This is a genomic window from Pseudomonas sp. Irchel s3f19, assembly GCF_900187555.1.
Classification (GTDB): domain Bacteria; phylum Pseudomonadota; class Gammaproteobacteria; order Pseudomonadales; family Pseudomonadaceae; genus Aquipseudomonas; species Aquipseudomonas capeferrum.
This window is the reverse complement of the sequence record NZ_FYDW01000001.1, coordinates 300,570-319,988: the sequence shown is the minus strand read 5'-3', so window position 1 is coordinate 319,988 and position 19,419 is coordinate 300,570. Positions and strand designations below refer to the sequence as shown.

15 protein-coding genes and 1 pseudogene are annotated in these 19,419 nt (G+C 57.8%); 12 read left to right on the top strand and 4 right to left on the bottom strand.

Annotated elements, in window-relative coordinates:
- Positions 1-12: 12 nt before the first annotated feature.
- The 3 genes from CKW22_RS01460 to CKW22_RS01450 all read left to right on the top strand — a co-directional run bounded on the left by CKW22_RS01460 (position 13) and on the right by CKW22_RS01450 (position 1,987).
- Positions 13-291: a hypothetical protein gene (locus CKW22_RS01460; RefSeq protein WP_027593946.1), complete on the top strand. Its 279-nt coding sequence runs from the start codon at positions 13-15 to the stop codon at positions 289-291.
- Positions 292-305: 14 nt separating this feature from the next.
- Complete coding sequence (locus CKW22_RS01455) at positions 306-1,073, top strand: CHAD domain-containing protein (protein WP_095063659.1); 768 nt, start codon at positions 306-308, stop codon at positions 1,071-1,073.
- A 116-nt stretch (positions 1,074-1,189) separates the two neighbouring features.
- Entirely contained in the window at positions 1,190-1,987 is a 798-nt protein-coding gene (locus CKW22_RS01450) for an acyl-CoA thioesterase II (protein ID WP_095063658.1), read from the top strand.
- An 18-nt stretch (positions 1,988-2,005) separates the two neighbouring features.
- Here CKW22_RS01450 and CKW22_RS01445 read toward each other — a convergent pair whose 3' ends face one another.
- The 4 genes from CKW22_RS01445 to CKW22_RS01435 form a co-directional block, all read right to left on the bottom strand.
- Positions 2,006-2,374, bottom strand: a complete 369-nt coding sequence (locus CKW22_RS01445) for an Mpo1-like protein (protein ID WP_095063657.1) — start codon at positions 2,372-2,374, stop codon at positions 2,006-2,008.
- Positions 2,375-2,462: 88 nt separating this feature from the next.
- On the bottom strand, positions 2,463-3,941 hold the full coding sequence (locus CKW22_RS01440) for a methyl-accepting chemotaxis protein (RefSeq protein WP_095063656.1): 1,479 nt from the start codon (positions 3,939-3,941) through the stop codon (positions 2,463-2,465).
- 48 nt (positions 3,942-3,989) lie between these two features.
- Positions 3,990-4,070, bottom strand: a complete 81-nt coding sequence (gvpC, locus tag CKW22_RS28050) for a gas vesicle protein GvpC (RefSeq protein ID WP_143500703.1) — start codon at positions 4,068-4,070, stop codon at positions 3,990-3,992.
- Between the two features lie 6 nt (positions 4,071-4,076).
- A complete protein-coding gene (locus CKW22_RS01435; RefSeq protein ID WP_095063655.1) occupies positions 4,077-4,874 on the bottom strand; it encodes a TatD family hydrolase in 798 nt (265 codons plus the stop codon).
- A 158-nt stretch (positions 4,875-5,032) separates the two neighbouring features.
- Here CKW22_RS01435 and CKW22_RS01430 point away from each other — a divergent pair, with 158 nt between their 5' ends.
- The 9 genes and pseudogenes from CKW22_RS01430 to CKW22_RS01385 form a co-directional block, all read left to right on the top strand.
- Positions 5,033-6,439 carry a transglycosylase SLT domain-containing protein gene (locus CKW22_RS01430; protein WP_095063654.1) on the top strand — a complete coding sequence of 469 codons (1,407 nt, stop codon included), beginning with the start codon at positions 5,033-5,035 and terminating at the stop codon, positions 6,437-6,439.
- 183 nt (positions 6,440-6,622) lie between these two features.
- The gene (locus tag CKW22_RS01425) at positions 6,623-6,931 is read left to right on the top strand and encodes a hypothetical protein (protein WP_095063653.1); all 309 of its coding nucleotides are present in this window, start codon (positions 6,623-6,625) and stop codon (positions 6,929-6,931) included.
- A gap of 11 nt (positions 6,932-6,942) precedes the next feature.
- Positions 6,943-7,083 (top strand): annotated as a pseudogene (greB, locus tag CKW22_RS01420) (transcription elongation factor GreB); the annotation flags it as partial.
- 836 nt (positions 7,084-7,919) lie between these two features.
- Positions 7,920-8,864, top strand: a complete 945-nt coding sequence (locus tag CKW22_RS01410; RefSeq protein WP_160015149.1) for a TIGR04141 family sporadically distributed protein — start codon at positions 7,920-7,922, stop codon at positions 8,862-8,864.
- Between the two features lie 110 nt (positions 8,865-8,974).
- Positions 8,975-10,399: a TolC family outer membrane protein gene (locus CKW22_RS01405; RefSeq protein ID WP_095063649.1), complete on the top strand. Its 1,425-nt coding sequence runs from the start codon at positions 8,975-8,977 to the stop codon at positions 10,397-10,399.
- A gap of 181 nt (positions 10,400-10,580) precedes the next feature.
- Positions 10,581-11,654: an IS630 family transposase gene (locus tag CKW22_RS01400; RefSeq protein WP_095063648.1), complete on the top strand. Its 1,074-nt coding sequence runs from the start codon at positions 10,581-10,583 to the stop codon at positions 11,652-11,654.
- Positions 11,655-11,830: 176 nt separating this feature from the next.
- The gene (locus CKW22_RS01395) at positions 11,831-13,981 is read left to right on the top strand and encodes a type I secretion system permease/ATPase (RefSeq protein WP_095063647.1); all 2,151 of its coding nucleotides are present in this window, start codon (positions 11,831-11,833) and stop codon (positions 13,979-13,981) included.
- Positions 13,982-14,029: 48 nt separating this feature from the next.
- Positions 14,030-15,445 (top strand): HlyD family type I secretion periplasmic adaptor subunit, encoded by a 1,416-nt coding sequence (locus CKW22_RS01390; protein ID WP_095063646.1) that lies wholly within the window; start codon positions 14,030-14,032, stop codon positions 15,443-15,445.
- A gap of 551 nt (positions 15,446-15,996) precedes the next feature.
- Positions 15,997-19,419, top strand: a 3,423-nt coding sequence (locus CKW22_RS01385; protein WP_143500701.1) for a calcium-binding protein, incomplete at its 3' end; no start/stop codon positions are given.

Below are 19,419 nucleotides of genomic sequence, written 5' to 3'. Positions count from 1 at the left end.
GAGGAATTACCGATGAAAGCCTGGATCTGCCTTCCACTGATTGCGCTGGCCCTTGCTGGCTGTGCGGGCAAGACGGCCTACCGTGACAGCTGCGCAACCCAGCTGGATGCCGCCTGGAAGGAGCTCGACCTGGCCAAGGCCGAGGGTTTCGCCGGTACTGTCAGTTACTCCAAGGCCTTGTCGCTGCTGACCGGCGCCAAGACCCAGCAGCAGTTCGAGGGGTTTGAAGGTTGCACCAAGAAGGCCGAGAAGGCGCGATTCTACATTCGTGAGTCGCGCGCTGGCCGCTGACCGAGGAGCTTCCCATGTCTGCCATGGTCGATCACGTGGTGTCACAGATACTGGCCTTGCAGGTGCGCCTGCTGGCCTGCCGTGAGCGCCTCGCTGCCGATACCGACAGCGAGGCATTGCATGACCTGCGCATCGCTGTACGGCGTTTGCGCAGCCTTCTGCGGCCGCTGCAGGGGTTGCCGGGGGTCGAACAGCTGGAAGGCGCAGCCAAGGCCCTGGGGGCGTTGACGACGCCGCTGCGTGACCGCGAGGTGCTGGCGGCCGAATTGTCCGGGCGGGGCTTGAATGAGGCGGCGCAGCGACGGCTGGCGGGGCGGGGCAGTACCTTTGCCAGTGTCGCGAGCTGCGCACAGCTGGCCCGTCTGCTGGCGATCGTCGATGCATTTCCGTTGTTCCTGCGCGCGGCTGATCGCGAAGGCCTGGTCGATGCGCTGGCCAAGCGCATCGACAAACGCCTCGGCAAGCAATGGCGCAAGCTGCGCAAGGCATTGGCGGACCCCGCCCATGATCGGCATCGGCTACGGTTGTTGATCAAGCGGGCACGCTATGGCGATGAGGCCTACCCGCAGCTTGAACATGCCGGGAAAAAACTGCAACGTCTGTTGAAGAAGGCACAGAGCGACCTGGGTACGTGGCATGACCGTCTGCAGTGGTTGTTGCAAGCGCGCAAGGACGCCGATCTGGCAGTGTGCACGCTCGATTGGCAGCAGCAGTTGCAGGAGGCCGAGGGCAAATCCGATGTCACGCTGGATGCCTTGCAGGTGGCGTTGAAACAGCGATAGCCCGGCAAATGACCGATATGCGGGCTGAACGGAGCCGAGTGGCTGGTTAGTATGTCCCGACGCAGGGCACGTGAAGGGCGTGCCCCGGATCGCCACGGCACAGGAGCCCACCTGCCATGAACTTCACCCAATTGCTCGAAGCCGTTCGAGCCAACCCTGAATCGGTTTCGGTACCGGCGTCATGGGCCCAGGGCCGCGCGGCCTTCGGTGGGCTCATGGCCGCCATGGTCTATGAAGCGATGCGCCTGAAGCTTGCCGATGATCGGCCTGTGCGCTCTTTGGCGATCAGTTTCGTGGCGCCTGCTGCGGCTGACGTGCCGATCCGTTTCGAGGTCGACGTGCTGCGTGAGGGCAAAGCGGTCAGTACCTTGCTTGGCCGCGCGGTGCAGGAGGGGCAGGTCGTCACCCTGGTGCAGGGCAATTTCGGTGCGGGTCGCTCCTCGGAGGTCGAGGTCCCGGCTAAGGCTGCGGTTGCCATGAAGCCGCTGGAGCAGGCTGCCCCTGAGCTTCCCTACATCAAAGGTGTGACCCCAGAGTTCATGCGCCATGTAGCCCTGCGTTGGGCGGTTGGTGGGCTGCCGTTCAGTGGCAACGATTCGCGGCAGATGGGGGGCTGGGTACGCTTGCGGGACATCGCTGACGAGCCGTTGAACGAGGCTCATCTGCTGGCACTGGTAGATGCCTGGCCGCCCAGCCTGTTGCCGTACCTGAAGCGGCCGGCGGCGGGTAGCACACTGACCTGGACCATCGAATTCATCCAGCCCATACCGCAGTTGTCGACACTGGACTGGTGCCGCTATTGCGTCGAGACCGAGCACGCTCGTGAGGGTTATGGGCATGCCGCCGCCGCGCTGTGGTCCGCAGAGGGCGAGTTGCTGACATTGAGCCGGCAGACGGTGACGGTTTTCGCTTAGCCGTAATGGGCGGCAGGGTCAACGGCGATGCTTGTGCCGCTCGCGCCAGGCACGCCACCAGGCGCCGCTCAGCACAAAGCGTGGAAAGGTGATGAACTGCTCGGTCAGCAGGCGCTGCACGGCGTCTTTGCGGTTGGCGAATGGCTCCGGTTGTTCGGCTTCGAGGCGATGCCCGTGGCGCTGCAGGCCCAGGCCGGCAATCAGGGAGATGACGCCAACGGCGATCTGCCCCAGGTCCAGGGCGAATAGGCCGGACAGCACCAGTAATGCGCCGAGAATGAACAGCGGCACGGCGATCAGGTGCAGTACCAGGTTGGCCGGGTGACGGTGATTATGGTGGTACCCGCGCCATTGCCAGGCGGGCAGGTTGGGTAGGCGTTTGCTCATGGGCAGGTCCTCTCGGTCATGTCCAAAGCTTAGTGCGGCCCCCGGAAGGGGGCCAATCGAGGCTGGCTATCGTGACTGTAAATGGGGGCTATAGCTTGAGCTGGCCTATCACCTTGTTCAGCTCACCGGCCAGCGTCGCCAGTTCGTTGCTGGTGGTGGCCGAGCCGACGGTCTGTTGCACGGTGTGTTCGGTGACGTCGCGGATACTCACCACTGCCCGGTTCATTTCTTCGGCCACCTGGCTCTGCTGTTCGGCAGCCACGGCGATCTGGGTGTTGCTTTCGCGCATCTGCGCGACCGCACCGGTGATCTCGGCCAGCGCTGCACCGGCTGCCTGGGCCTGCCGGACGCAATCGTCAGCCTTGTACGAGCTCTCCTGCATGAACTCGACTGCATCGCGGGTGCCGGACTGAAGCGCCGAGACCATGGTGGTGATTTCGTCCGTGGACGTCTGCACGCGCTTGGCCAAGTTGCGTACCTCATCGGCGACCACTGCGAAGCCGCGGCCCAAGTCACCGGCACGGGCTGCTTCGATGGCGGCATTGAGTGCCAGCAGGTTGGTTTGTTCGGCAATGCTGTGGATCACCCCGACCACGCCATTGATCTTCTGGCTGTCCTCGGCCAGTTGGCGGATCATCTCGGCGGTCTGCTGTACGCCGCTGGACAGCCCGGAAATCGAGTCCTGAACGCGGCTGACGACCTCCTGGCCGCTGCCGGCGAGGGTATCGGCGGTCTGCGACAGGTCGCGTGTGGCGCCGGCATGCTGGGCGATATGGTGCACCGTGGCCGACATCTGGTTGATGGCCGTGGCGGCCTGGTCGGTCTCGCTCTGCTGGCCGAGCATACCGTGGCGTACGTCATTCATGCTCGCCGCCAGGCGTGCGGCGCCGGCGTCGAGCTGTGCGGCAGTGTGGGCCACAGTGCTGACCACGCGGTGATAGGTGCCTTGCATGGCGTTGAAGGCGCCCGCCATCTGGCCGACTTCGTCGCCGCACGCCAGGGGTACGCGTGCCGACAGGTCGCCGGTCTTCTCCACATGGAGCATGACGTCCTTGAGGGTGTTGAGCTGGCTGAGCAGAAAGCGGATCAGCAACTGCGAGGCGCCAAGCATGGCCAGCATCAGTATCAGCACGCACACGGCATAGTTGGTGAAACGTTCGAAGAACACCTGGCGTACGCTCGGCGACTCGGCCAGCACGGCCAGTTGCTGATCGCCGTTGCGCAGCACCTGGGCGCCGCGCAGGGGGTTATCGCCAAGCAGCCAGGCAGCGGGCAGTTCGACCCAGCCCTGGGCATCGCGCAGGGCCTCCAGCGGTTCGCCGGCAAAGGTCGGGGTCTGGCCTGGCAGCCAGGTGATGACATTGGCCTGGCGGGGCAGCGTTTGCCCGAGGGGCCATGCTGCCAACAGCTGGGCCTGTGCCGCCGCTTGGGCCTGGGCGGCGTCCGCACGGGCGCGCTGCTCCAGATGCACGGCGTACAGCACCAGCAAAAGGGTCGTGACAAAGGCCACCGCGTTGACGGCCCAGAATTTGTACTTCAGGGAAATATTGCTAAGCCAGGCACCCATGGGCAGGTCTTCTCTGAGTTGAGCGGAAACAATATTGGCAAGGTGCCATCATTGTGCCTGCGCCTGCCAGAGCCGTTCTTGATATGTATCAAGAAAAAAACCGAGGTGCCTGTATCGACGGGGCCCGATGCAGCCTTAGCTCAGCCGAAAGAATGCCCGTGCCGCCGCGGTGGTATGGGTTGCCGTGTGTTCCATCGACTCGCCCCGGTGCAGCGCCACCTCCCTCAGCACTTCCAGCAGAAACGCCGGTTCGTTACGGCCATTTTTCGGCTTGGGCCTCAGGCTGCGCGGCAGCAGGTAAGGCGCATCGCTCTCCAGCATCAGGCGCCCTCCAGGGATATTACCGACCAGCGGGTGCAGGTGCGTCCCGCGACGTTCGTCACAAATCCAGCCGGTGATGCCGATGTGCAGGTCCAGGTCCAGGTAGGCGAACAACGCCTCGCGCTCGCCGGTGAAGCAATGCACCACAGCGCCGGTCAAGTGGTCCCTGTAGTCCTTGAGGATGGCCAGCAAGCGCGCGCTGGCGTCGCGTTCGTGCAGAAACACAGGCAAGCCCAGTTCGGCAGCGAGTGTCAGCTGTGCCTCCAAGGCCTTTTCCTGCTGAGGGCGAGGGGAGAAGTCGCGGTTGAAGTCCAGGCCGCACTCACCCACTGCGCGCACCCGTTGCTCATTCAACAATTGGCGCAGTTGCCGCTCGCTGCCAGCGTCCCAGGACTTGGCATCGTGGGGGTGGACGCCCGCCGTGGCGAACAGGTGTTCAGCGGCCACATCCAGCTGCTGGCACAGCTCCAGTGCCTGTTCGCTGACCGCAAGGCTGGTGCCGGTCAGCACCATCTGCGCCACGCCAGCCTCGATGGCGCGCTCGACAATGGCGGCCTGCTGGTCGTGGAAACTGCTGTTGGTCAGGTTGACGCCGATATCGATCAGTTGCATGGTGCTACCTCGTGCCGCGGGGCGGCCAGCATAGCAAAATCCGCGTTTCTCGGAAAAATCCAAGAACTTCATGCGGTTGCCGTGGTCTTCTGCCGTCATTTATCACCAGGCGGCCATGCCACATGAGTGCCGCCCACCGACCTCGGACTCGTTTTCGCATGCTGCGATACCTGCTGACCTTCCTGCTGATGCTTGGGCTGACCATGGCCGGTGCTGCCCAGGCGCGCCTGCCGGGGCCGCAGCAGAACATCCCGCCCAGCAAGCTGCGTGACCTGCAGCAGGTTCGGGCGAGCAAGGTGTTGCGGGTGCTGGTCAATCAAAGCCGCAACAGCTCTGGCGAGGTCAAGGGCGAGCCGGTCGGCATCGAATATTACCGCCTGCGTGCGCTCGAGCATTACCTGAATGCCCGCGCAGGTGACGGGCAGCAGATTCAGCTGAAGCTTATCCCTCGGGCCAAGGAGCAGTTGCTGGGTGCGTTGCAGCGCGGCGAGGGCGACCTGGCGGCGCCCGGTGAACTGCTCGACCCGGTGGTGGTGCGCGGTGTCAGCAGCAGCGCGCCGGTGCTGGACCAAGTGCCCTTGTTGCTGGTCGGGCGCAAGGGGGAGCGCAGCTTCAGCCATGTCGAGCAGTTGTCCGGGCGCACCGTGGCCTTGACCAGTGCCAGTGCTGCCGGCCCGGTGATCCAGCAGGTGAACCAGCAGCTGGCCCTGCGCAAGCGCGCGCCGATCAAGGTGGAGTGGGTCGATTCGACCCTGGCGGTGGAGGATGTCTTGGAGATGGTGCAGGCCGGCATCTACCACCTGACCGTGGTAGAGCGCCCGATTGCCCGGCGGTGGGCCAGGGTGATGCCGCGTCTGCGCCTGGACAGCCGTGTGCACCTGGGCTCGCCGCAAGCCATGCGCTGGTATGTAGGGCGCGATGCGCCGCAATTGCTGGCCACGGTCGATCGCTTCCTTCAGGGCTATCGCGCGCCGGACAACCAGGACGCAGCATTCGAGCGTATCTACCGCCGCCAGTACCGGGTACACAACCCCTTGGCGAGCAAGGATCGCCAACGCCTCAGTGCGGTGCGTGCGGTGCTGCAGAAGCATGGCCAGGCGCAGCAGATCGACTGGCTCAACCTGGCGGCGCTGGCTTTCAAGGAGTCGACACTCAACCCCGCTGCGCGCGGCACAGGCGGGGCCCACGGCCTGATGCAGATCACCGCTTCGGCCGCCCAGCGGGTAGGGGTGAGCAATACCGCCACGGTGGACGGCAATGTGCAGGCCAGTGCCCGCTACCTGGCGTTGATCCGGCGCAAGTTCTTTGCCAGCCCACAGATCAACGAGCGCGAGCGCATGGCGTTCGTGCTGGCGGCTTACAACCTGGGGCCCGAGCGGGTCCAGGCGATGCGTGCCGAAGCGCGTCGGCGTGGGCTCAACGGCAACCAGTGGTTTTTCCAAACCGAGCGTATTGCCATGGAGCAGGTCGGCATGGGCCCGGTCAATTTCGTCAACAGCGTCAACAAGTACTTCCTGGCGTTCAACCGCGAGCGTGCCGTGCTGGAGCGGGTGGCCAAGCGCTGAGCAATGCAGCTTGAGGCTTGTAACTTAGCGCTTGTAGCTCTAGCATACCGCCTGCGCCGATTTAAACAGCTACTTGCGGGGCGCAGGAAAGGCCCTCCGGTCATCCGAAATACCGCTAAAGCGCTGGTTCGGTGACGCCTCCCACCGCTGCCCAGCGGGAATCGCGAGGCTGAGAGAAGCGCCATGAGTTGCCCACGTACCAGTGTCTGTTTGAGCCCTTTGCCTGCCAACCAGGCGTCCCGCACACCGCGTATCCTGCTCGGTGGCCAGCATCAACCCACTCTTTTGCGTCACCTTGAAGGGCTTTCGCGTCGTAAAGGCCAGGCCCGTGCCTTTCTCATCCAGTTCAGCGAAACCTGCTGCCACCTTGCGCAGTACGGCAACGACCGTTTCGACCTGGCGGTGATACAGGCGCCGGCCTCTGCCGAGGCCGCCGAAGTCATCGGCCATCTCACCCGCATTGCTCGCCAAGGCCTGATTACCCGCCGTTGAGGAGAGTGCTGTTGAGCACCAATATCATCACCACCGAAGGTCATGAGGCCCTGAAGAAGGAGCTGGATCACCTGTGGCGCGTGTACCGCCCCGAGATCACCCAGAAGGTCGCCTGGGCGGCTTCGCTTGGCGATCGCAGCGAGAATGCCGACCTCGCTGTATCACCCCAACACCCCTACTATTTCGCCCGCACCCCTTGCCACGCCTGGCCTGCCTAAATAGTAGGCCTACTATCTGCGCCCTACTCTTTCGAGTAGTGCAATGTTGCGAAATGCAGCGTCGCTACGGTGCGTGGCAGCCATTTTCGGACGAATTCGGCTTCGATCGGTAATAGCATCGCCTCGCTTTTCATAATTCCACCATCCCCAGCTTCTGAAACCCTCGCATGAAGAGACGAGCCCTTGGCACCCATTCGGTCTGAAATTGACCTTGCCGAGGGAGCTTGGACGTGGAGCAGCTCCGGCCTTTCTGACCCGGGGGAGGCCATCTTCAGTCCGTCAAAAAATCGTCGATGCCGCTGGTGGGATTTCTACTGAGAGAAATTCTGCAGTCCTATCAATCGCCATAGCGACCTTTTTTCGGACGTTTGCGGAAGGTAGATTCGCTTACCAGGCCCAATTCTCCACTTGGAAAGACCCTGCATCCTGGCTCATATTCATGCTGGGTCATTGATGGCTGGTCGCCCCGGCGATCAGTCCAAATGGATCCTCAGCATGCTCAAGGGAGTGGCGCTGTGCCCAACCCCGAAAGAGTCAGGACGCTTTCTATACGACTGCTTCGAAGTGACGCAGAGGTCAATGAAGCACTCAAGGAGGAATTTGCCCCGGGGCGCTCAGCGCAACCGCCTCCAGCGTGGCGACTGGCCCACCATGGAGGGAGCTGAGTTGTTCATCGGGCATATCTATACGAGCAGGCCCGGCTGGATCTCCTTCGTGGAAGAGCAGGCAGGCATCCAGCCTGACAACTGATCGCCGGTGGCGCCGGTGCTGTGCTCTTCCTGTCAGTGAATGACCGTGTCTTCGCGATTTGCTTCGGCCACATTCACATGGCGCTGGAAGAGGAGGCCTTCGAGCGCCAGTTCGGTCTGAAGATTACGCTGAATTCGGTGCCTCGCGATGGCCTGAGAACGCTCGACCTGGCGACCCCGGATGCCGTGACATTCCAGAAAAGGGTTCAGGCGAGTAAAGACAGCGACGTCCAGGACTTTAGTGTGGACGTCCTGCGTGACCTTGCAAGGGTTGCTGGCGGCACACCAGACAGCCTTTCGATCACGTGCAAACTGGTGTCTGACGATCTGCTGGCCAAATGTGAGGAGGTTCTGCAGGTCTACCGCAGCAACACCTACAAGCAGCGCTTCCCGTGGATCGACAGCATGCAGGTTGTCCCGGAAAGAGTCACGCTCACGGCCCTGGATCGAAAGCTATTTGCTGCCTTGAATGAGCTAAGGAAGGGGAGGGACAGCGAGCTTCACATGGCCCCGCCAGAGATTGTCGATTACCAGGAAGGCTGCCTGCTGCACTACAACGGATTCGGCAGTGCTGGTACCGATTTCCACAGCCTGTCGATCGAGGATTACGTCGCAGAGCTTGAGCGCTGCGACTTCAAAGGAACGATAGACGACATCCGGGAGCGTCATTACATCAGGGCCAAGGCGCCAGGCTCAGAGGTCTTCAATACGCAGTGGCGAGTCTACAACTGCTTCACCTTTGAGACTGACACCAAGACGGCGGGTGTCACCAACAGCTACGTGTTGTTCTCAGGGCAGTGGTACTGCGTCGAACGCAATTTCAAGCGGCAAGTGGAGGCACGCTTCCAGTCCATCCCGAGAGTCCAGATCATCGGACCAACAGATTGCCGCAACGAGCGTGAACTCATTGCGCATCTGGTAGACAGCCGGGCTGATCTCGCACCTCCTATTTGGGCCTTATTATGAGGCTTGGAGGTGTCTATGAAACTAGGGGCGATTCATTTTCACCTTGACGGAAACCACGAATTCCATAGGATTCGCAGCCACATCGCTGTGGTTTCTGACAAGGATTGTTGATGCGATACCTCTTTGGCTGCCTCGGCTTGACCCTGGCGCTTCTTCCTGTAACAGCTCTCGCGCAAAGCCCCGATGGACAGTCCGCTACTAGGGCGAGTCTGCTCTCGATTTACAGCCAGGCGGCCATGAACGATGCTGAGCTGGCGGCTGCACGCCATGAGTATCGGGCGCGCACCGAGGCGACCCCTCAAGCTCGTTCGGGGCTACTGCCGAGCATCACTGCCGGAATGGTTAGCGAATCGACCCGGCTCGATAGAGATAGCCCTTCACTCGTTCGCTCGCGCAGTGGCAGTGCTTTTCGTGCAAGCCTCACCCAGCCACTTTTTCGCCTTGATCGCTGGTTTGAGCTCAAGGCTGCCCAGGCAGATGTCGCCCAGGCGGAAATGGAACTCGCAGCCAAGGAGCAGGCGCTTATTCTGAAAGTGGCGGAGGCTTATTTCGAAACCCTTCGCCAACTCGATGCGCTCGCCGCTTCACGTGCTGAGGAATCTGCTCTGCTCGAGCAGCAGGCCCAGGCGCAAGGGCGCCTCGAAGGCGGTGTTGCCAGCATCACCGACGTGCTCGACGCGCAGGCTGCCAATGATCTAGCAAAGGCGAATTCGAAGGTTCTCCAGCGTAACGTCGATGAGGCCTTCGATCTCCTATATCGGCTGACAACATGCGACTATGTTACTATCGACGGCGTAGCCCACTCGATGCCGGTATACCCACCATTCCCTAACGACGCGACGGTATGGGTCGATCTGGCTATCGAGCAAAACCTCAACCTGCTTGCGACTAACCACGCGGTGACCTCCGCTGAAGAGAGGGTTAGGAAGAGCAAGGCAGGGTTTTCACCTACCGTCGATGTAGTTGCCTCTTATCGAAAAGGTGACAACGATAGCTTTGGCTACAACAACCCCTCTGATTTTGGCCGCAGTGATTATCGCGATGATGTCGCGCAGAGCAGCATCGGAATCGAGCTCAACATTCCGCTCTACAGTGGAGGCATGACTCGCTCGCAAGTGCGCCAATCGGTAGAGCTCCTGGCTAAGAGCGAAAATGATCGCGAGAATGCCAGGCGTGAGGTGGTTCTGCTTACCAGAAGCTCACATCGAGCGATCAATGTAGGTGTAGAGCAGATTGCAGCCCGTCTACAGGCGATAAAGTCAGGCCGGATGTCGTTAGAGGCTAACGAGGTTGGCTTGAGGGTCGGAACTCGCAACATGGCCGATGTACTGAATGCCCAGCGGCTACTCTACGCGGCTGTTCGGGATTACAACGATTTCCGGTACGACTACATCATCGACAACTTCAAGCTCAAACAGGCTGCGGGACTTCTGGGTGTAGGTGATCTTGAGGAGTTTTCTGGCTATCTTAAGTCGGATTACGACCCTGATCGCGATTTTCTGCCAACGTTGAGCAGTGATGGAGTGCGCCGGTAGCCTGCTGCTTCAGGCCAGAACCGCTTCTCAAGCACCACCACCGTGATGGCTAAAGTTCGTAAAGAAATACTGTGAACCATTCGCGGTTAAGTGTCTTGCTCTAGTGTGGTGTTTCAGAAGTACCAATGAAAATTTGGTCTACGCTTCATAGAAACCCACTCATCAATAGTTGTGTATCGACATGGGCCGACCAGCAACCGTCATTACTCTTTCTGAAACTGAAAGAGCGGAGCTTCTACGCCGGATAAAGCTCCGCAAAGGCGCCCAGGATGCATCTCTGCGCGCCCAAATAATCCTCGCTTGTGCCGCCGGCGAGTCAGGCAACGACATTGCTCTGCGCCTGGGTACCAGCAAGGATGTGGTCTCACGATGGCGCCAACGTTTCTCTAAACTGGGATTGCTGGGGTTGAATGATGAACCGCGCTCCGGTCGTCCGGGCACCATTTCGGATGAACAAGTTCAGCAAGTGGTCAATCAGGTATTGCAAGGTAAGCCCGACGACTCCAGCCACTGGAGTACGCGCCGTATGAGCCGCGAGACGGGCCTTTCTCCAGCCAGCATCATGCGCATTTGGCACGCGTTCGGAATCAAGCCGCATCTGGAAAAGACCTTCAAACTTGCCACAGATCCGTTGTTTGTCGACAAGGTTCACGACATTGTTGGTCTGTATTTGAATCCGCCCGAAAGGGCGCTGGTGCTGTGCCTTGATGAGAAGAGCCAGATTCAGGCCTTGAACCGTATACAGCCTGGATTACCGCTTTCACCAGGCAGTCCCGCAACTCGCACGCACGATTACAAACGCCATGGAACAACCTCTCTATTCGTCGCTCTGGATGTGGCAACAGGTGAAGTCATTGGCCGGTTGAAACGCCAGCATCGCAGCACTGAGTTCCTCGCCTTTCTGAAAGAAATCGATGCATCAGTTCCTGATGACATGCCGATTCATCTGATAATGGATAACTATGCCAGGCACAAGACCGACAAGGTCAGAGCGTGGCTTGCTGCGCGTCCACGCTACAACATCCACTTCACGCCGACTTCTGCCTCCTGGCTGAATTTGGTCGAGCGCTTTTTCTCAACGTTGAGCGAGAAGTGGATCAAGCGACAGGCGCACGTCAGTGTCAAAGATCTCGAAGCTTCGATTGAGCACTACTTGGAGATCTACAACCAGAACCCGAAACCGTTCCGGTGGCACAAAAAAGCAGAGGACATCCTCGCCTCGGTAGCTCGTGCAGCACGAGCGTTGGGCGCGTGATTTTATCATTGGTACTTCTGAAACACCACGCTAGGTGGCAAACGCTCTAATATACAGCATCCGTCGCGGTAATATTTTTGACTTTTTTGGTGTTCGCCATCTTGTTCTGCTGGCGGTACCAAGTAAAATTCCGCCAAGCCATGGCGCTTCGACATGGCACATGCACGGATGCACAAATGCTGAACGACTCAGCTACCACCGGGCCAGCCCCTGAGCTGGATACAGGCCTTGCCTGCTTGGTTATGTTGGCGCGTTTTCATAACGTTGCTGCTTCTCCTGAACAACTCACTCACGAATATGCCGAAGATGGCCGACTGTTTGGTCGCCCTGAAATCTTGCTGGCTGCGAAAAAGTTTGGGCTCCAAGTCAAGTCCGCGCGTAGCTCGTTTTCGCGACTGACGCAGACGCCATTGCCGGCCATCGCGGTCGATACCGATGGTCGCTTTTTCATCATTGCCCGGATGGATGAAGGCAAGGCGTTGATCCATGATCCCTGCGCGCAGCGTCCTGAGGTGGTAGCTCAGGAAGAACTCGAGGCTCGCTGGACAGGGGATCTGCTGCTGATTCGCTCCGAGGCCTCGATGGCTGGGGAGCTTTCGCGCTTCGACTTCACCTGGTTCATTCCTGCGATCGTCAAATACCGCAAGCTGTTGGGGGAGGTGCTGCTCGTCTCCTTCGTGCTGCAGATCTTCGCCTTGCTGACGCCGCTGTTCTTCCAGGTCGTCATGGACAAAGTGCTGGTGCACCGCGGCTTGACAACCCTGGACGTGATTGCCATCGGCCTGCTCGGCATCATGATTTTTGAAACATTGCTGTCAGGCTTACGAAGCTATGTCTTCGCCCACACGGCCAGCCGAATCGATGTGGAGCTCGGATCAAGATTATTTCGTCATCTGGTCACACTGCCCTTGTCTTACTTCCAGGCACGCAGGGTGGGGGACTCGGTCGCCCGGGTTCGCGAGCTGGAGAACATCCGCAGCTTCCTGACCGGTAACGCGATCACGCTGGTGCTGGATGTATTATTCTCGGTGGCGTTTATCGCCGTGATGTTCATGTACAGCGACTGGCTGACTCTGGTGGTCATCCTGTCGCTGCCGCTGTATTTCATCGTCTCCTTGCTGATTACTCCGGTGCTGCGGGCGCGGTTAAACGAGAGCTTTACCCGTGGCGCGGAAAATCAGGCGTTCCTGGTGGAAACCGTCCACGGTATCGACACCCTCAAATCCATGGCCGTCGAGCCGCAGGTCAACCGCAAGTGGGATAACCAGCTTGCCGGCTATGTGGCCGCAAGCTTCAAGACCCAGAACCTGTCGAACCTGGCTAACGAAAGTGTCGGCCTGATTGGCAAGCTGGTGACGGTAGCAACACTATGGCTGGGCGCTCGACTGGTAATTGATGGGCAGTTGAGCGTGGGCCAACTGATCGCTTTCAACATGCTGGCCGGGCGGGTGTCGCAACCGATTATGCGCCTCGCTCAGCTATGGACAAATTTCCAGCAAACCGGCGTCTCGGTGCAGCGCCTCGGTGACATTTTCAACACACGGACAGAAATGTCTCAGTCCTCGCGCAGTGCGTTACCTCCGCTTAAAGGCGATATCGAGTTCGACCAAGTGCAGTTTCGCTACCGGCCAGACGGCCCCGAAGTGTTTCGCGGAGTCAGCATGAGGATCCAGGCCGGCGAAGTGATCGGCGTCGTGGGTCGATCGGGCTCGGGCAAGAGTACGCTGACACGTCTATTGCAGCGGCTTTACACCCCAGAGCGGGGGCGTGTGCTGGTCGATGGTATGGATCTCGCGTTGGCAGATGTGTCGTCGCTGCGTCGACAGATTGGCGTGGTGCTTCAAGACAATATGCTGTTCGCCCGCAGCATCCGGGAAAACATCGCACTGACCGATCCTGGTGCACCTATCGAGGTCGTGATGCAGGCAGCCAAGATGGCAGGGGCCCATGACTTTATCCTCGAATTGCCGGAAGGCTACGACACCGTTGTCGGTGAGCACGGCGCATCGCTGTCGGGTGGTCAAAGGCAGCGTGTGGCCATCGCCCGAGCCCTGATCGGCAACCCGCGCATCCTGATTTTCGACGAAGCCACGAGTGCCCTCGATTACGAATCCGAGCGCGTCATTCAGCAGAACATGCAGACCATCTGTAAGGGGCGGACGGTGATCATTATTGCCCACCGGCTTTCTGCTGTGCGCGATGCAAACCGCATCGTTGTCATGGATCGCGGCCAGATCGTAGAGCAGGGTAGCCATTCGGAGTTGCTGACTCACCAGGCAGGCCACTACTCCCGCCTACATCGGTTGCAGCAGGGGGACGTGGCATGAGCAGTTGTCTAGGGTCGTGCGTACTGCCGTTGGCAAAGGAGCAATGCGATGAGCGCTAAACGGGAGTTACTCAATCGATACCGCCGTGCCTGGCGACACTCATGGCGCGCCCGCAAGGCAATGGTTGCGCCGCCTCGGCTAAGTCACGAAGTTCAGTTTCTGCCCGCTGCTCTGGCGTTGCAGGAAAAGCCCGTCCATCCGGCGCCACGTTATATCCAGTGGACGATCATGCTCTTCGCGGCGCTCGCGTTGATCTGGGCCTGTGTCGGCGAGATCGATGTCGTGGCCACGGCGACAGGCAAGATAGTGCCAAGCGGTAAGACCAAGGTCATCCAGCCCAATGAGGTGGCCGTCGTGAAGGCCATTTATGTGCACGATGGCCAGCAAGTGAAGGCGGGCGAGCTGCTTGTTGAACTCGATAGCCAGATCACTGGAGCGGAGGTGGAAAGACTTCACAGTGAGCTGCTCGGCGTTCAGGTCGATAGCGCCCGGGCCCGCCTGCTCTTGCAGGCAATAAAGGACAAGGCCGAGCCAGCATTGGTTTCCGGCATAATTCCGAACGCCACACCCGCGCAGCAAGAAAGCCTGCAGCGATGGGTGCAAGGTCAGTATCTCGAACTGCGTGCCGCCCTTGACCAAAGCGATGCCCAGATCGAGCAGCGAGAGGCTGAAATACGCTCCATCCGAGCCTCCATCACCGCACTCAGTAAAACGCTCCCTATCTCACGTGAGCTGGCAGCTGACTACCGTGGCCTGCTCGACAAGCAATTTGTCGCCAAACACGCCTATCTGGAGAAAGAGCAGATTCTTCTGGATCAGGAGCGTGAGCTGGCCCAACAAAAAGCACGAATCAGCGAGCTGAAAGCCGCTTTGAAAGCCGCGCAACAGCAACGCACAGGTGTCTTGGCTCAGACGCGCAGGGCGATGCTCGATCTGCAGAATGATGCGGACGTCCGCGCTGCAGGCCTCACTCAAGAACTTAGGAAAGCAGAGCAACGAAATCGACTTACGCAGCTTACGGCCCCTGTAGATGGGACTGTCCAACAACTGGCGATCCATACCCAAGGCGGCGTTGTAACTCAGGCCCAACCGCTGATGGTGATTGTCCCAAGCGATCAGGCGGTGGAGGTTGATGCGAAGCTGGAGAACAAGGACGTCGGTTTCGTACGCCCTGGTCAGGCCGTAGAAGTGAAGATCGAGACTTTTAACTTTACAAAATACGGTGTGATAGATGGGACTGTAGTGAGCGTATCCAGTGATGCGATTGAGGATGAAAAGTTTGGATTGGTTTATAGCGTGCGGATACAACTGAATAAAAATATGATTCTGGTTGGCGAAAACCTGATTGCATTATCGCCGGGCATGGCTGTTACGGCTGAATTGAAGACCGATAAGAGAAAGGTGATTGACTACTTCTTGAGCCCGCTCAAGCAGCATGCAGCAGAAAGTCTGGATGAACGCTAGATATCGCCAATACGTAAGGTGTGAATCAATCGACTCATCTGGCGTCGATACCGTCCCGCTAGAGCCATTTCGCTAAGGTTTTAATCATTTGTCGATTTGTAGTTTGGCACACGGGTCGCGAAGGGGTATAAGCCTGCTCCACGTATTAAAATTTCGTTGGGCGGGTAGTGTAATCATAAGGATATGTATCGCGGCGCTGTAGAGTGGCCTCCTAGTAATCGTAAGTCTATCGATGTGTAGTGATTATGGTTGATATTTTCTGATCAAGCTCTACGGCCTTATAGTGGGAAATTAAGTAGGAAATGCGGGGTTGGTGTATTGGTTCAGGGGCTGTTGGAAGTTCCTCGTTGGTGGCAAAAAGGAGTAGGTATGGAATATATTGTTGGTGCAATAGTTGAGTATTTGTTTTTCAGGCTAGGTCGATGGTGCCTCCGGATAATTACTGTCGGGAGAGTAAATGGCGATAATCCGCATCACTTTTATTTGATCTCTCTGTTTGGATTTCTTATTACCTGTTTGTTGTTGCTTATAATTGTCCTTGTGGTTTCGTTATGAGTTTGCCTAAAAGTGCTGAAAGAATAATCGTCAACGCCTTTTTGAATGGTTCGGTAGGGGCCAAGTTCATTGGGGTGGGCGCGTTTGTGCACTCAGAGCCTTTGGGTGGTTATATTGATCCTGATAGTATAGAGAACTATAAATATAATCCGAGTGATGGAAATTGGTATGCGGCGCCTCCTCCTTACCCAGGCGCTCGCTGGAGGGAGAAGGCTACTCATGATAAAAAAATAGAATTAGATGCGCGTAGGGATCTATATATACAGCACAATGAAATAGAAGGCCGTTCTCTCGATGATCCTGATATAAAGGCGGATCCAAGCTTAGTCCGCATCGCGTTGGCGATTGTGAAGGATCTTGCTGTCGATGGTCATTTGAAAAATCTTGTCTCCAGAATCAATATTCAGGAAAATGAACTCTACAGGTCTGCCCTTAACTTTATTTTGCGTCGCGACCCTCTCGCTCTGGATCTCGATGGAGATGGGATAGAAACAGTTTCTGCTAATTCTGGTATTGTCTTCGACTTTAATGGTGATGGTCTTAAGACGGGAACAGGATGGGTCAAGGGTGACGATGGTTTTTTGGTATTAGATCGCGACGGTAACGGCAGTATCGATAACGGCAATGAGCTGTTCGGCGTAGATACCATCAAGGCTAATGGTAATAAGGCTACAGATGGCTTTGACGCTCTGAGCGATCTAGATAGTAATTCTGACAGTGTATTCGACGCTCAAGATGAACAATTTTCTAATGTTCGTGTATGGCAGGATCAAAACCAGGATGGTATTGCGCAGACGATTGAGCTGAAGAGTCTTGCCGAGCATGATATTACCGCGATCAACTTGGGTTTCAACGCTGTCAGGCATGACACCAACGGTAACCTGATTCGTGCGGTGGGAACTTTTGTCCGTGCAGATGGCAGCGAGGGGGCACTTAACGGAAATCAGAGCTTGGCCGCAAACTTGGATCTTGCTACTAACCCGTTCTACCGTGAATACACCGATACCGTTCCGCTTCACGGTAGCGTTGAAGTTTTACCAAATATGGGTGGTTCTGGCTCAGTACGTGACCTACAAGAAGCTGCCATGCTAAACGAAGGATTACGCTCTGTACTAACGCAGTATAGTCGGGCCGCTACACGTGCTGAGCAACTATCCAAGATTGATAAGCTCCTTGCTGAGTGGGCAAGTACCAGTAACTTCAGAACTTTCGATCAGCTTGTTGGTGATCTCAACTTCACGCGCGGTCTCGAAGGTATCGAATTTGAGTTTAGCTACTCTTGGGAAAAGCCGGAGAGCGCCTTCGAATTTTCGACTGGGTCAAGTTCTGGCGGTGGTGGTAGCGGTAATATTAGCGGGGCGCCCACGGCTGAGGGTGACACAGGCCCTACACCTGAGCAGTTGGCAAAAAAAACGCTGCTGGAGAAAATTAAGGTTCTTGAGGTTTTTAATGGTCAGAGCTTCTTTGGTTTTACTAAGCAGGAAACTCCAACTAAAGATGGGGGTGTTTCTATTTCGGTTGGTTTCTCGTTAGGATCAACTACGCGCAGCTCAAGTGGGTCACTCGGTTTGATGCCTTCGGGAACTCGCGCTATTTATATAACTGAGGAGGACTTAGCGCTTGGTCCTGGTCAGATAGAGCTGCTCAATAATGCATATGAAGTACTGGTTAAGTCTGTTTACAATGGGCTGCTGTTACAAGCTCGATTGAAGTCGTATGTTGACTCCGTTGAGCTCGAGTTTAGTGAAGCTGGCCTAAGTCTTAATTATGAAGGCCTAGTACAGCGGTTAGTTGATGTCGGTGCAGCTGATCCGGTTAGGGCTATTATCGACAGTGGAGATTTGCGACAAGCGATGCCCAACGGCCCAGATTACTCAAAATTAGGCTCTTTAACTGAATATTGGCTTGAACAGTTATCTAACAGCCAAATGCAGTCTTTAACGCAACAGCTTGGCGGGCAAGTGCTACAGAATGGAGAGGATTCTGGCACCTTGACTGGCGGAGTCGGAGTGGATTTTCTTTTAGGGCGCGGCGGTAACGATACACTCAATTCCGGTGCTGGTGATGACTTCCTTAGTGGCGGTGCAGGCAACAACAGCCTTAATGGTGGCAACGGAAACGACCTCCTGCTGGGGGGGGAGGGTAATGACAATTTGAAAGGGGGCGCCGGTGACGACATATTGTATGGTGGTACCGGCAACGACTATCTTTACGGCAGTAACGGCAACGACCTGGTGTTGGGCGGTGAGGGGGCTGATCAGCTATACGGTGATGCCGGTGATGACCTCCTCGATGGCGGTGCTGGTAATGACGCACTGAATGGTGGTGCTGGCAGTGATATCTACCGGTTCGCCCGTGGTTGGGGCCAGGACACGATCAACAACTACGACCAGAGCACCGGCAAGACCGATGCGATCGAGTTCAGCGACGTAGCGTCGGGCGATGTCACCGTGAGCCGCTCGACTACCGACTTGATCCTGAGCCTGAAAGGCAGCACTGATCGGGTTACTATCAGCAACTACTTCCGCGACGATGGCACCAGTGCCTACAAGCTGGAAGAGATCCGCTTCGCCGACGGCAAGTCTTGGAGCATCGAGCAGGTCAAGACCCTGGTGCTGACCGGGACTGATGGCAATGACACGGTGAGAGGTTTTGCAACCGATGACGTGATGGATGGCGGTTCGGGTAACGACTACCTGTATGGCGAAAACGGCAACGACACCCTCAAAGGTGGAGCCGGCAACGATGTCCTGTACGGCGGCAACGGCAACGACCTGGTATTGGGCGGTGAGGGGGCTGATCAGCTATACGGTGATGCCGGTGATGACCTCCTCGATGGCGGTGCTGGTAATGACGCACTGAATGGTGGTGCTGGCAGTGATATCTACCGGTTCGCCCGTGGTTGGGGCCAGGACACGATCAACAACTACGACCAGAGCACCGGCAAGACCGATGCGATCGAGTTCAGCGACGTAGCGTCGGGCGATGTCACCGTGAGCCGCTCGACTACCGACTTGATCCTGAGCCTGAAAGGCAGCACTGATCGGGTTACTATCAGCAACTACTTCCGCGACGATGGCACCAGTGCCTACAAGCTGGAAGAGATCCGCTTCGCCGACGGCAAGTCTTGGAGCATCGAGCAGGTCAAGACCCTGGTGCTGACCGGGACTGATGGCAATGACACGGTGAGAGGTTTTGCAACCGATGACGTGATGGATGGCGGTTCGGGTAACGACTACCTGTATGGCGAAAACGGCAACGACACCTTCAAAGGTGGAGCCGGCAACGATGTCCTGTACGGCGGCAACGGCAACGACCTGGTATTGGGCGGTGAGGGGGCTGATCAGTTATACGGTGATGCCGGTGATGACCTCCTCGATGGCGGTGCTGGTAATGACGCACTGAATGGTGGTGCTGGG